Raw genomic sequence first — 13,176 nt, forward strand, 5'->3', positions numbered from 1 at the left:
AGACAAAAAAAACCCCGCTCGGACCGAGCGGGGCTTTCTTTGTTCAGCCGACGGCGGCGATCAGATCAGATCGGCCGACCAGGCAACGATCTCGGTGGCGACGCCGGCGAAGGCCGCATTGAGCGCGGCGACATAATCGTCCGGGCTACCGGTGCGCGAGACCGGAACCGACGCGGCGAAACGCCGATCGGCGGCAACCACGCCACTGCGGTCGTCCAGCAGCTTGACCTCGATCTCGATCCGGGCGGCAGCGGCGGGAATGTCGATGCCGAACTCGGCGATGTTGGTCACGATCTGGTAGTCGATCGCCAGCCCCTGCCCCGGCAGGCCCACGCCGTCGAAACGATCAGCGCGGTCGAAGCTCTCGGCCAGCCGGCGCTGAACCAGACGCGGCAGACGGTCGCCCCATTGCGCATCGCCCAGATACTGGATGGCGAACGGCGCGGTCTCGACGACGATATTCTGGGAATCGAGCGCCTGAACGGCTCCGGGCTCGGCGATCAGGATCTGCGTGCCGCGCCGCACCGGTCCCGCTGACACGTCGCGCGGCGCCACAAGGTCGAACGTGTCGGGCGGCTCAGCCGTGCCGCCGAGCGCGGCACAGCCCTGGACGAGGCCGGCCGATACCAGCAGAACGGCGATCGATCGTGGCAGGCGCAACGGCCGTCGGCCCGGCTCACTCATGGACACTGCTGCACCCCGTCATCGCCCCATGACACATTACTTGCACGCCCCGCTCGGCTGCCTGCTCCGCGAAACCGGACCCTCCGCGGATCGTCCTTCTCCGCTTATCAGCGGCGCTCGCGCCCGTCAAAGCGCTTGACCCCGCCATCGCCTCCGAAGATCAGTTGCTGGGGGTCGCGTTCGATGCTGGTGATCGTCTGTTCGATGCGCGAAATCGACCGCCGCGTTTCGTTGACCAGCGCCTCGATATCGCGCAGGCCGCGATCGGAAAACCGCTCGAGACCGCCGCCAATGCTGTCCAGCCGTGCATTGAGGTTGCTCGCGACGTCGCGGAAGGAACGCAAGGTCTCGCTGGCCTCGGCAATCAGGTTCTGGCCGCCTTCCCCGCCTTCGCCCAGAAACCCGTCGAGCTTCTCCAGAACGCCGTCGACGCGGACCGAGGCCGCGTTCAGCCGTTCGGACATCTCGGTGACATTGGCGAAGATGGTGTCGATATCCTCACCGCGCCCTTCGAGTTCGGCGGTCACGCCCTGGATATCGGCGGTGATGTCGCGCGCCGCCCGGCCCGCATCGGCAAAGCCGGCCACCGCCTCGCCCACCGCATCGGGATCGACCGCGCCAATCAGCGTGTCGAGCTGATCGAACGACTGGTCGACCCGGTCGCCGATGCTCTCGAGCCCCTCCAGTGTCGTGCGCGCGGAGGCCACAAGACCGTCCAGATCGTCCGACGCTTCATTGAGGTCGGCCGCAAAGCCGCGCACTTCGGTGACGATCGCGGCCACATCGTCCGGATCGACCGCGGCGATCAGTTCGTCCGCGCCCGACAGGGTGCGTTCCAGCGTGACCGACATGGTGCCCAGCGATTCGCCCAGATCGCCCATACCGGTCAGGAACTCGTCGATACGGCCCGAATTGGCCGCCAGCGCATCGCTGATCTCGGTGACATTCTCGACGGCCCGCGTCAGCGGCCCGCGCGCGTCGGCGACAAAGCTTTCGACGTCGGTGAGGATGTTGTTGGCCCGGTTGGCGATGTCCTGCGCGGTGGCAAGCAGATCGTTGAGCGCGGTGGGATCCGCGTTGATCGTCGCGACCGTCCCCTCCCGTTCGGCCAGTTCGAACACGTTGGGCTGATCGACCGCACCGCCCTCCAGCTCGATATGGGCGATGCCGGTCAGGCCGGTGAACGACAAGACCGCCTTGGTTTCCGCGGTGATCGGCAGGTCGCGCCGCACTTGCGTTTCGGCGATCACGACGCCCGGATCGGTGGCGTCAAAGCCCAGCCGGTCCACCTTGCCCACATCGATGCCGTTGAACTTGACGACGCTCGAATTGGCCAAGCCCGTCACGGAACCGGCGATCACGATGTTCAGCTGCGCCGTCTCGCCACCGGTGTCGTTGCGCGCGAACCAGTAGACAAAGGCGAAGGCGGCGGCGAACACCAGAACGGTGAACGCCCCGACGGCGACATAGTTGGCCTTGGTTTCCATCGTGCTCGGACGCCTACTCTACCTTGGCGGGAATGTGACGCGCCCGCTTGCCACGGAAATAGGATTTTATCCACGCATTGTCATGCGCGAGCATTGTCGACAACGGCCCGGCGGCGATCACCTTGCCCTCGCCCAGCACCGCGATCCGGTCCGCTACGGTGAAAAGGCTGTCCAGATCGTGGGTCACCATGTAGACCGTCAGACCCATGGTGTCGCGCAGTTTGGCGATCAGTTCGTCGAATTCGGCGGCACCGATCGGATCGAGCCCGGATGTCGGCTCGTCCAGAAAGACGATATCCGGGTCGAGCGACAGCGCGCGCGCCAGCGCTGCCCGCTTGATCATGCCGCCCGACAGTTCGGACGGATACTTGTCGCCGTCGGCGGGCTTCAGCCCGACCATTTCCAGTTTGACGATGGCCAGCTCGCGCATCAGTTTCGGCGGAAGCTGGACATATTCGCGCATCGGCACTTCGATGTTTTCGGCCACGGTCAGCGCCGAAAAAAGCGCGCCATGCTGGAACAGAACGCCCATCCGCATGTCGATCAGGATGCGCTCGTCATCGTCGACCGCCGACAGATCGTGCCCGAAGATTGTGATACGTCCGGCCTGTCTCGGCGTCAGTCCCAGGATCGCGCGCATCAGCACCGACTTGCCCGTGCCGGACGCTCCGACGAAGCCGAGGATTTCGCGGCGCCGCACATCCAGATCCAGCCCGTCCAGAACGACATTGCTGCCGAAGCGGACATGCATGTCGCGCACGCTCAAAACGATGTCTGCTTCGGCGCTCATCAGAAGTCCACCGCCGCAAAGAAAATGGCAAACAGCCCGTCGACGACGATGACCACGAAGATCGCCTTGACGACGGAGGCCGTGACGCGGGCACCCAGCGATTCCGCGCTGCCTCCCACCTTCATCCCCTCGACCGAGGCGATGATCCCGATGATGATCGCCATGAACGGCGCCTTGATGATGCCTGCAAGGAACGTCGACATGTCGATCGCATCGCGCATGCGCATTATGAACGCTTCGGGATTGATGCCCGAATAGGCCTGGGCGACGAACATCGCGCCTGCCAGCGCAGAGAAGTTGGCGATCAGGGTCAGAAGCGGCAGGCCGATCACCAGCGCGACCAGGCGCGGAAAGACAAGAACGCCGATCGGATTGAGACCGATCACGGTCAAAGCGTCCACCTCTTCGCGCATCTTCATCGATCCGATCTCGGCGGTGATCGCGCTGCCCGACCGGCCGGCGATCATGATGGCGGTCAAAAGAACGCCGATCTCGCGCAGGACGAGGATCGCCACCAGGTCGACGACGAAGATCTCGGCGCCGAAATAGCGCAACTGGAAGGCGCCCTGCTGGGCAATGATCGCGCCGATGATGGTCGACATCAGGACGATGATCGGAATGGCGCGCACGCCCATCCGGTCGATCTGGTTGACCACTGGCGCCCATGCCATCGGATTGCGGTGGCCCGATTTCATCTGGCTGCCGCGCACCGCCGCGCCGAGCATGTGCAGCCCCATCGTGGCATCGCGGCGCAGATCCCACACATAGTGCCCGATTGTCGCCAGGATGGTGGCAAGCCCCACGCGCTCTGAAGGCGGGGGAGGTTCGGGGCGCGCGGTGCTCTCGGCGACCTCGTCGACCAGCGTCTGCGCGCCTTGCTTCAAGCCGGCCAGGCGAACCGGCTGGTTGCGCGCCTGCGCAATGCGCATGGTGCGCACGATCAGCCATGCGCCGGCCGTGTCCAGATGGCTGACCGCGCTGGCATCGATCTTCAGCGTGCCCGCATCGCCGGTCGCCTTGACCGCCTTGGACAGATCGGCATCGACGCTCCCGACCGTGGCGGTCAGCCAGACACCGGCAAGCCGCAGCACCGGATCGCCGCCCGCCCGGTCGGCTTCGACCGTCGGCAGCGCCTCCGACGAGGCGCGCGGCTGCGCAAATTCATCGTCCTGGACCAGCGTCATGTCACAGTTCTAGCGCCTGCAAGCCCGTCCGTCAGCCTCAAAGCCGCTGCGGCCGCGCGATACATGCCCATCGTGGCCGTTGCACAACGCCCCCCGGCAGGCGTATTCCCTTTGCTCTGGCAGCGCCATTGCAAGGATCCTGGATATCATGGCCTCATCGCTCTCGCTGACCGCAAGCGCCGAAAGCTTTCCCATCGATGGCCGCTTCCGGATCGCCCGCGGCGAACGCTCCCATGCCCATGTCATCGCCTGCACGCTGGACGACGGCACCCATTCGGGCCACGGCGAATGCGTGCCTTATGCCCATTACGGCGAAACGGTAGACGGCGTGATCGCCCAGTTGGAGTCGTTGCCCGCGCTCGATGCCTCGGCCCCTTGCGACAGGCTCCGTATCGATCTGGCATCGGCCTTGCCGCCTGGCGCGGCGCGCAACGCGGTCGACTGCGCGCTGTGGGATCTCGATGCCAAACGATCGGGTCGCCGCGTGCACGCGCTGGTGTGCCGGCACCCGCCGCGCCCGGTCGAAACCGCGCTCACCCTGTCGCTCGACACCCCCGAAAACATGGCCGATGCCGCGCGCGCGGCGAACAAGCGGCATCTTTTGAAGATGAAGCTGGGCGGAGACGAAGCCGACATTGCCCGCATGCACGCCGTGACGGCCAACGCCCGCGATGCGCGGATCATCGTCGATGCCAACGAATCCTGGCGCGAAGACAATCTCATCGCGATGATGGAGGAAGCCGCGCGTCTGCACATCGCGCTGGTCGAACAGCCGCTGCCGGTCGGCGAAGACGCCATTCTGGGACGCATTCCGCATCCCGTGCCGGTCTGCGCCGACGAAAGCGCCCATACGAGTGCCGATCTCGACGCGCTTGGCGCGCTCTATGACGTCGTCAACATCAAGCTCGACAAGACCGGCGGGCTGACCGAGGCGCTGGCGATGCGCGACAAGGCCCGCCGGATGGGGTTCGGCGTCATGGTCGGCTGCATGGTCGGAACCTCGCTCGCCATGGCGCCCGCCGTCCTGCTGGCCCAGGACGCCGACTTCATCGATCTGGACGGTCCGCTGCTGCTTGCGCGCGACCGCAAGCCGGCGCTTCACTATTACGGCAGCACTGTTTCTCCCCCCGAACCAGCGCTTTGGGGCTGAGCCGGCATTGACGCCGCCGGGCGATCGTTTAGGTCACCCGGACAAACACGCAGCCGCCAAACCGGGAGGATGGGCATGGATCTGGGATTGAAGGGCAAAAGCGCGATCGTCTGCGCATCGAGCCGCGGTCTGGGGCGCGGATGCGCCGAGGCGCTGGCCCGCGAAGGGGTCAATCTGGTGATCAATGGCCGCAACGAGCAAGCCACCGAAAAGACCGCCGAGGACCTGCGCGCCCATGGCGTCACCGTCGACATCGTCCTGGGCAGCGTGTCCGATCACGCCACGCAGGATGCCCTGTTGGAGGCCTGTCCGCAGCCCGACATCGTCGTCAACAACAATGGCGGCCCCGCCCTGCGCGATTTCCGCGAACTGGATCGCGATGCGCTGCTCGACGGCGTCACGCAGAACATGGTCACGCCCATCGAATTGATCCAGCGGACGATCGACGGAATGGCCGAGCGCGGTTTCGGGCGGATCGTCAACATCACATCGCTGTCGGTCTACCAGCCGATTTTGGGGCTCGACCTGTCGTCGGGCGCCCGGGCCGGCCTGACGGCGTTCCTCGCCGGCATCGCCCGGTCGGTCGCCGGCAGCAATGTGACGATCAACAACATCCTCCCCGGCAAGATCGACACGGACCGGATCCGTCAGACCATGGTTTACGCCGCCGACAAGCGCGGCGTCGAGTTCGACGAGGAAAAGGCCCGCCAGATCGGCGCCATCCCTGCAGGCCGATTGGGCACCCCGGAAGAGTTCGGCGCCACATGCGCGTTCCTTTGCTCCACCCATGCCGGCTACATCACCGGCCAGAACATCCGGCTCGACGGCGGGGTCTATCAAAGCGCGTTTTAAACGCTTTTCGGCCGGAACGAATTGTGGCAACCGCCGCATTGGTCTACCGGTTGTCGAAAACAAGAACCGGGAGGGGCGGCCATGAGTGGCGAGACGGATGCAGCAAAAAAGTCGGTGCCTTCGGACCTCGACGAGAACGCGCTTTTCTTCCACCAGAACCCGGTTCCCGGCAAGCTCGAAATCCGGGCCACGAAACCGCTGGGCAACCAGCGCGATCTGGCGCTCGCCTATTCGCCGGGTGTCGCCGCGCCCTGCCTTGCGATCGCCGCAGACCCGGCGCGGGCTGCGGACTATACCGCGCGCGCCAATCTGGTCGCCGTCGTCTCCAACGGCTCGGCCGTCCTGGGCCTCGGCAATATCGGCCCGCTCGCATCCAAGCCGGTAATGGAGGGCAAGGCCGTGCTCTTCAAGAAGTTCGCCGGCATCGACGTGTTCGACATCGAAATCGACGCGCCGGGCGTCGAGCGCATGGTCGATGTGGTTTCCGCGCTCGAACCGACCTTTGGCGGGATCAATCTCGAAGACATCAAGTCGCCCGAGTGCTTCGAAGTCGAGGAACGGTTGCGCGACATGATGGGCATTCCGGTCTTCCATGACGATCAGCACGGCACCGCAATCATCGTCGCCGCCGGCATCCTCAACGGGCTGGAGCTTGCCGGTAAATCGATCGAGACGGCGAAGATCGTCACTTCGGGCGCCGGGGCGGCAGCGCTCGCCTGCCTCAATCTTCTCGTGTCGCTCGGTGCAAGCCTCCACAACATCATCGTCACCGACATTGACGGCGTGGTCTATGACGGCCGCCCCGGCGAGATCGATCGCTGGAAGGCCGTCTTTGCCCGCCAGACCGAGCACCGCACGCTGGAGCAGGCCATCGACGGCGCCGACGTTTTTCTGGGTCTCAGCGCCGCCGGCGTGCTCAAGCCCGAATATCTGGCCAAAATGGCGGAAAATCCGCTGATCATGGCGCTGGCAAATCCGGTTCCCGAGATCATGCCGGACGCCGCGCGGGAGGCGCGTCCCGATGCGATGATCTGCACGGGCCGGTCCGATTTCCCCAACCAGGTCAACAACGTACTGTGTTTTCCTTACATCTTTCGCGGTGCCCTCGACTGTGGCGCGCGGACCATCAACGAGGCGATGAAGGCGGCCGCCGTGACCGCCATCGCACAACTCGCCCGTGAAGAGCCCTCAGACATCGCCGCCCGCGCCTATTCGGGCGAAACGCCGATCTTCGGGCCCGACTACCTGATCCCCTCGCCCTTCGACCAGCGGCTGATCCTCCGGATCGCGCCGGCCGTCGCCAAGGCGGCGATGGAAAGCGGCGTCGCCGCGCGTCCCATCGAGGACATGGACGCCTATCGCGACCGGCTGAACCGGTTCGTCTTCCGGTCGGGCCTCGTCATGAAGCCGGTGATCTCGTCGGCCCAGGCCGCGGCCACGCACAAGGTCATCTACGCCGACGGCGAGGACGAACGCGTGTTGCGCGCCGCCCAGATCGTCCTGGAGGACCGCATCGCCGAGCCGATCCTCGTCGGCCGTCCCGAGGTGGTCGAGGCGCGGCTGAAGCGCTACGGCCTGCGGATACGGCCCGACCGGGACTTCGAACTGGTCAATCCGGAAAACGATCCGCGCTATCGGGACTATGTCGATCATCTGATCGCCATCGGCGGCCGGCAGGGCTTCACCCCCGATTATGCCCGAACGCTTGTGCGCACCAATGCCACCGTCATCTCGGCGATCGCCCTGATGCGCGGCGAGGCCGATGCGATGATCTGCGGCCTCGACGGCCGCTATGAGCGGCATTTGCGCACCGTGCGGTCCATCGTCGGGGTCCGCGAGGGCGCGCGCGATCTGTCGGCGCTGTCGATGCTGATCTCCGGCAACGGCATGACGTTCTTCACAGACACCTATGTCTCAATCGATCCTACCGCCGAGGAACTGGCCGAGATGACGCTGCTCGCCGCCGAGGAGATCCGGCGTTTCGGCGTCGAACCCAAGGCCGCGCTGCTGTCGCATTCCAATTTCGGCTCGCGCGACAGCGCCTCGGCCGCCAAGATGCGCCGTGCTGTCGAAATCCTGCATGCCGCCCAGCCGGAACTGTGCGTCGATGGCGAGATGCATGCCGACAGCGCGCTCAATCCCGAGCTGCGCGCCCGCGTCCTGCCGCACTCGATCCTCGAGGGCGAGGCCAACCTTCTGGTCTTCCCGAACCTCGATGCGGCCAACATCACGCTCAATGCCGTCAAGTCGATGACCGATGCGCTGCATGTCGGCCCGATACTTCTGGGGACGCAGCGACCCGCCCATGTGCTGACGACATCGGTAACCTCGCGCGGCGTCGTCAACATGACCGCGATCGCGGCCGTCGAAGCCGCCCAGGCCGCGGCCCAGGGCGGCACACACGCCGGCACGGCCGTTACCGGTCGTTAACGTTCATCGTAAATTCAGCTTGAACGAGACATGCTGACCCCGCCCGCTTAAACAAGTGGCACGGTGTTTCTGTCACAGTGGTGGCGGGATGGGGTTCGGCGTTGATGGTGTACCGGCTTTTCAAAGCCTGTGTGGCGTGTCTGTGCGGAATGGCAATTGCCATGACGCTCGTGACGCTGACCGCCATGTCGGCTACCCCGGCCGGTGCGCAATCCTGCAACAGTCTGCAATCGCAACTCGCCAGCGCAAGGCGCGGCAGCGGCAACCGCGCCGAATACCGGCGCTACGCCGAGGCGGCCGAGCGCCAACAGCGCGAGTTGCGCAAGGCGCAGCGCATGTACAACCGCCAACGCTGTCGGCAGTCGGGTTCCCGGCAATGCCGGTCGCTGGGCTCGACCATCAACCAGATGCAGGCGAACCTGGGCAAGCTGCAGCGCGTGCGTGACCGCAATCGCGGCGGTGCATCGCAGCGGGAAATCCGGCGCCTCGAGCGCGCGGTCCAGCGCGCCTGCAGCCGCAGCCAGTCGACACGCATCGCTTCGGTCCGCCGGGAGCCCGGCACGGTGAGGCGGGCGCAACCCAACCGCAACCATGCATCACGGCCGGTTGCCCCTGCCCGGCCTTCCTTCGCCGGTGAACACCGGACGCTGTGCGTGCGCACATGCGACGGCTACTTCTTCCCGATCTCGTTTGCCACGAACGCCGACCAATTCGAGCGGGACAAGGCGATATGCGCAGCCCTTTGCCCAGCAGCGCCCACCATGCTGTTCACGCACCGCAGCGGCGATGATGACGGCCCGCGGAACATGACGGCATTGGACGGCACCGCCTATACCGATCTTGCCACGGCGTTCGACTTCCGCGAGCGCCGGCGAAGCGAGAACTGCACCTGCGGACGGGCCAACACCAGCCTGATCGGCATTGAGGGCATCACGCCGCGCCCCAGCGAAGTGCCGCCCGAGCAGGCCGACGAAGAGCCCGGTCGCTTGCCGCCGCCGCGCTTTCGCCCGGATCTGGCCGCCGATCCCGAAACCCGCGCCAACACGGCCCAGGGGCTTACGGTCGGGCGAATGACGGATATCGCCCGCTCCGTCAGCGTCGGAGAGATCCATGATGTCGCCGACAGCCGCGACGAAATCAGGGTCGTCGGCGGAGAATTTCTTCCCGACCCAGAAGAGGCAATAGATCTGACAAATCCGGTCCCCACGCCCTTCCCGTAAGCGCGATCCGCAGCGGCATGAACAGCGCCCTGCCCTTGCGGCCCGATTGCGCCTTCGCCGCTTCGGTCCAGCGCTTCCACAGTGTGGGGTCCACCGTGCCTTCGGGCAGGCAATCGAACGCTGCGCGCGCATAGGCCAGATCGTCGCCATCGAGCGCCGCGTCCTTGGCTGGACGATCGGTGATCACCGGCCACCAGTCGGCCGCGTCGGCCACCTTCTTCACATTGGAGCGGATCATGACCCAGAACGCTTCGGCGCGCGGATCGTCCACGTCGACGCCGGCATCGCCCAGCCGCGTGCGCACCACATCGAACGGCAGATCGTGCACCAGCGTCTGGTTCAGTCCGTCCAGATCGGCGGGGTCGAATTTTGCCGCCGATTTGGTCGTCGCCGTGATGTCGAAGGCACCGGTCAGCGCCTCCATGTCCGCCATCGCGGATATCGCGGTCGACGACCCGGTCAGGACCGCCAGGCTGGCCACCGCCATCGGCTCGTAGCCTGCCTCGGCCAGGCTCTTGATCGACAGCGCGCCCGAGCGCTTGGACAGGCCCTCGCCGCTGGCCGTGGTCAAAAGGTTGTGGTGCCCGAATGCCGGCGGCTCGGCGCCGAGCGCCCGGAAGATCGCCATCTGCACGCCGGTGTTGGTGACGTGATCGTCGCCGCGAATGACGTGGGTGACGCCCATTTCGATGTCGTCGACCACCGAAGGCAACGTGTAGAGATAGGTGCCGTCGCCCCGGATCAGAACCGGATCGGACATGGAAGCCAGATCGACGCTCTGCTCGCCGCGCACCGCATCGCTCCAGCGCACATCGGTGCGCTCGGGCGCAAAGGGATCGTCCGCGAAGTTGGGCAGCAGGAAGCGCCAGTGCGGCGCGTGGCCCCTTGCTTCAAGGTCCGCCTTTTCGGCGTCGGTCAGCTTCAGCGCCTCGCGGCCATAGACCGGCGGCAGCTTGCGAGTCAGGCGGATCTTGCGCCGCCGTTCCAATTCGTCCGGCGTTTCATAGCATGGATAGAGCAGCCCCGCGTCCTTGAGCGCCTGCGCCGCCTTGTCATAGGCATCCATGCGCTGCGACTGGTAGGCGATGCGGTCCGGGTCGATGCCGAGCCAGCGCAGGTCACGCTCGATCTGCTCGGCATATTCGGCCTTCGAGCGGGCGGTATCGGTATCGTCGAAACGCAGGATGAAGGCGCCGTCGTTCTGCCGGGCAAAGAGCCAGTTGAACAGCGCGGTGCGCACATTGCCGATATGGATATGGCCCGTCGGCGACGGCGCGAAACGAACGGTGACAGTCATGACGCCCGCTTACGGAAGTCACCCGGCATTGGCAAGAAGATGCGCTTCGCGGCGCTTCAGAAGGCGCCGCGACGCCATGGTCATGATCACGGCGACCACGGCGCAGTAGAACCCCATCACAACGATCTGCGCCGGATAGGCAACGCCGATATCGATCAGCGCGCCGGTCAGGCCCGGCCCGACGGCGGTGCCGAACACCATCATCGCCACGATCACCGCGCGGATCGCGCCCAGTTCGCGCGTGCCATAGATTTCCGGCCACAGCGCACCGAACAGCGTCGAGGAAAAACCGTAGGACACGCCGAGCAGCGCCATGAACAGGAACGCGCTCCATTGCGCCTCGAGCAATCCGAGCGCCAGACATGCAAGCGACAGGGGCACGAGAAAGATCGGCAGCAGCGCGGTCGCCGAAAACCGGTCGATCAGCGCGCCGGCGATCAGCACGAAGCAGATCGTCGTCACGCTCATCACGGCGAAGGAGGATGCAAAGACCGGCAGAGACCAGCCGCGCAACTCCACCAGGTAGACCTGATGAAAGAAGATGGTCGTGCCGATGAAGGCCGGCGCAAGAACGCCCGTCAGCAGAACCCAGAAGAGCGGATCGCGCATCACCTCCGCGCGGGACCAGTCGCGCGGCGCGACCGCCCTTGTGTCCGGCGGATCGGACAGCGGTTCGCGCTCCCGGGCGGTCAGAATGGAGATGAGCGGCAGCGCCACAAGGATCAGGATCGCCGCTCCGGCAAGCCAGGCATTGCGCCAGCCAAGCGCGGCGGCCAGGGCGACGAACGCGAACGGGAACAGCGCCTCGCCCGCATTGTGGCCGAGCGTGACAAGCGAGACCGCGCGTCCGCGATTGGCCGCGAACCAGCGCCCGGTGGCGGTCAGCGCGTTTTGCGTCATCATGCCCTGCCCGAACAGGCGCAGCACATAGATGACGACGACCAGCGTGGCGATATGTACGGAAAACGCCATGCCCACAGCGCCAAGCGCCAGCAACGGCACGATGATCATCGTCACGCGCGCGGCGCCGTAGCGGTCGACGATCCGCCCGAGCCAGGGCAGGGTCAGGGCGCTGGCGAGCGTCGCAAGCATGTAGAGCCCGCCGAACTGGCCGTGGCTGAGGCCATATTCGGCGCGGATGTCGCCCGCTGAAAGCGAGATGAAGAAGGTCTGGCCGAAGGCCGAAAAGAACGTCAGCAGAAATCCGCCGGCGATCCACCGGGCGTTGTTGGCCACAAAGCGGACAAATGGCATGAAGAGGGCCTAGACAATGACTTCGGTCGCCCTAGCGCCTGGCCCGTCAAGAGGCAACTGGCAATGCGCGCGGCGGCCCCATCGCGGAGCAGAACCATGAATCTCGAACATCGGCACGAGCCGGACGCCATCGCCGCCCGGCTGGCCGAAGGGACAAAGCCCAACTATCTGCGCGACTGGGTCTATGGCGGCATTGACGGCGCGGTGACCACTTTTGCCATCGTCGCCGGCGTGGTCGGCGCGGCGCTTTCGGCCAACATCGTCATCATTTTGGGGCTCGCCAATCTGATCGCCGATGGCATTTCGATGGCCGCCGGCAACTATTCGGCCACGAAGACCGAGCATGACGAACTTGAACGCGCCCGGGCGATGGAAAAGCGCCACATCGCGATCGATCCTGACGGCGAACGCGAGGAAATCCGGCAAATCTTCATGGCCAAGGGGTTTGAAGGCGAGACGCTCGAGCGCGCCGTCGACGCCATCACTGCCGATCGGGAGCGCTGGATTTCAACCATGATCACGGAAGAGTTGGGTTTGAGCGAGAACATCCGCAGCCCGACGGCCGCGGCGACCGCCACGTTCGCCGCTTTCATCGCCTGCGGCGCTGTGCCGCTTGTACCCTACTTTGTCTTCGAGCCATCGACGGCAAACCCGGTGGCGCTGGCCATGACAGCCACCGTCTTTTTCATCATCGGCTCGATGAAGAGCCGCTGGTCGCTGCAGCGCTGGTGGGTCTCGGGCCTCGAAACACTGACCATCGGATGTGGCGCGGCAGCCATCGCCTTCGGCATCGGATATGCGCTAAGAGGGTTCGGGGCAGGCTGAACT

The 13,176-nt window shown here is 65.5% G+C and carries 11 protein-coding genes; 5 read left to right on the top strand and 6 right to left on the bottom strand.

What is annotated here, in order from left to right:
• Positions 1-60: 60 nt before the first annotated feature.
• The 4 genes from DEM25_RS03165 to DEM25_RS03180 form a co-directional block, all read right to left on the bottom strand.
• Entirely contained in the window at positions 61-684 is a 624-nt protein-coding gene (locus tag DEM25_RS03165) for an ABC-type transport auxiliary lipoprotein family protein (protein WP_109768103.1), read from the bottom strand.
• A 107-nt stretch (positions 685-791) separates the two neighbouring features.
• Positions 792-2,171: an MlaD family protein gene (locus tag DEM25_RS03170; protein ID WP_109768104.1), complete on the bottom strand. Its 1,380-nt coding sequence runs from the start codon at positions 2,169-2,171 to the stop codon at positions 792-794.
• Between the two features lie 13 nt (positions 2,172-2,184).
• Positions 2,185-2,961, bottom strand: coding sequence for an ABC transporter ATP-binding protein (locus DEM25_RS03175; protein WP_109768105.1), 777 nt, complete (start codon positions 2,959-2,961; stop codon positions 2,185-2,187).
• On the bottom strand, positions 2,961-4,145 hold the full coding sequence (locus DEM25_RS03180; RefSeq protein ID WP_109768106.1) for an ABC transporter permease: 1,185 nt from the start codon (positions 4,143-4,145) through the stop codon (positions 2,961-2,963). Before DEM25_RS03180 ends, DEM25_RS03175 begins: the two co-directional genes overlap by 1 nt.
• Positions 4,146-4,293: 148 nt before the next feature.
• On the opposite strand from DEM25_RS03180, the gene dgcA reads away from it, so the two are divergent.
• The 4 genes from dgcA (at position 4,294) to DEM25_RS03200 (ending at position 9,797) form a co-directional block, all read left to right on the top strand.
• Positions 4,294-5,295 carry an N-acetyl-D-Glu racemase DgcA gene (dgcA, locus tag DEM25_RS03185; protein ID WP_109768107.1) on the top strand — a complete coding sequence of 334 codons (1,002 nt, stop codon included), beginning with the start codon at positions 4,294-4,296 and terminating at the stop codon, positions 5,293-5,295.
• Between the two features lie 75 nt (positions 5,296-5,370).
• Complete coding sequence (locus DEM25_RS03190) at positions 5,371-6,147, top strand: SDR family oxidoreductase (RefSeq protein ID WP_109768108.1); 777 nt, start codon at positions 5,371-5,373, stop codon at positions 6,145-6,147.
• An 81-nt stretch (positions 6,148-6,228) separates the two neighbouring features.
• The gene (locus tag DEM25_RS03195) at positions 6,229-8,577 is read left to right on the top strand and encodes an NADP-dependent malic enzyme (protein WP_109768109.1); all 2,349 of its coding nucleotides are present in this window, start codon (positions 6,229-6,231) and stop codon (positions 8,575-8,577) included.
• 170 nt (positions 8,578-8,747) lie between these two features.
• The gene (locus DEM25_RS03200; protein WP_158585145.1) at positions 8,748-9,797 is read left to right on the top strand and encodes a DUF2865 domain-containing protein; all 1,050 of its coding nucleotides are present in this window, start codon (positions 8,748-8,750) and stop codon (positions 9,795-9,797) included.
• Here DEM25_RS03200 and gltX read toward each other — a convergent pair.
• On the bottom strand, positions 9,715-11,094 hold the full coding sequence (gene gltX, locus DEM25_RS03205) for a glutamate--tRNA ligase (protein WP_109768111.1): 1,380 nt from the start codon (positions 11,092-11,094) through the stop codon (positions 9,715-9,717). The two genes, DEM25_RS03200 and gltX, sit on opposite strands and share 83 nt — an antisense overlap.
• A gap of 18 nt (positions 11,095-11,112) precedes the next feature.
• Positions 11,113-12,348, bottom strand: a complete 1,236-nt coding sequence (locus DEM25_RS03210; protein ID WP_109768112.1) for an MFS transporter — start codon at positions 12,346-12,348, stop codon at positions 11,113-11,115.
• A 96-nt stretch (positions 12,349-12,444) separates the two neighbouring features.
• On the opposite strand from DEM25_RS03210, the gene DEM25_RS03215 reads away from it, so the two are divergent.
• Positions 12,445-13,173, top strand: coding sequence for a VIT1/CCC1 transporter family protein (locus DEM25_RS03215; RefSeq protein ID WP_109768179.1), 729 nt, complete (start codon positions 12,445-12,447; stop codon positions 13,171-13,173).
• Positions 13,174-13,176 lie beyond the last annotated feature (3 nt).

The sequence above is a fragment of the Oceaniradius stylonematis genome (assembly GCF_003149475.2).
GTDB lineage: Bacteria > Pseudomonadota > Alphaproteobacteria > Rhizobiales > Rhizobiaceae > Roseitalea > Roseitalea stylonematis.

Bases quoted from the DNA above. Each gene is read 5' to 3' on its own strand.
- DEM25_RS03165 (WP_109768103.1), bottom strand. From the start codon at position 684: ATGAGTGAGCCGGGCCGACGGCCGTTGCGCCTGCCACGATCGATCGCC.
- DEM25_RS03170 (WP_109768104.1), bottom strand. From the start codon at position 2,171: ATGGAAACCAAGGCCAACTATGTCGCCGTCGGGGCGTTCACCGTTCTG.
- DEM25_RS03175 (WP_109768105.1), bottom strand. From the start codon at position 2,961: ATGAGCGCCGAAGCAGACATCGTTTTGAGCGTGCGCGACATGCATGTC.
- DEM25_RS03180 (WP_109768106.1), bottom strand. From the start codon at position 4,145: ATGACGCTGGTCCAGGACGATGAATTTGCGCAGCCGCGCGCCTCGTCG.
- dgcA (WP_109768107.1), top strand. From the start codon at position 4,294: ATGGCCTCATCGCTCTCGCTGACCGCAAGCGCCGAAAGCTTTCCCATC.
- DEM25_RS03190 (WP_109768108.1), top strand. From the start codon at position 5,371: ATGGATCTGGGATTGAAGGGCAAAAGCGCGATCGTCTGCGCATCGAGC.
- DEM25_RS03195 (WP_109768109.1), top strand. From the start codon at position 6,229: ATGAGTGGCGAGACGGATGCAGCAAAAAAGTCGGTGCCTTCGGACCTC.
- gltX (WP_109768111.1), bottom strand. From the start codon at position 11,094: ATGACTGTCACCGTTCGTTTCGCGCCGTCGCCGACGGGCCATATCCAT.
- DEM25_RS03210 (WP_109768112.1), bottom strand. From the start codon at position 12,348: ATGCCATTTGTCCGCTTTGTGGCCAACAACGCCCGGTGGATCGCCGGC.
- DEM25_RS03215 (WP_109768179.1), top strand. From the start codon at position 12,445: ATGAATCTCGAACATCGGCACGAGCCGGACGCCATCGCCGCCCGGCTG.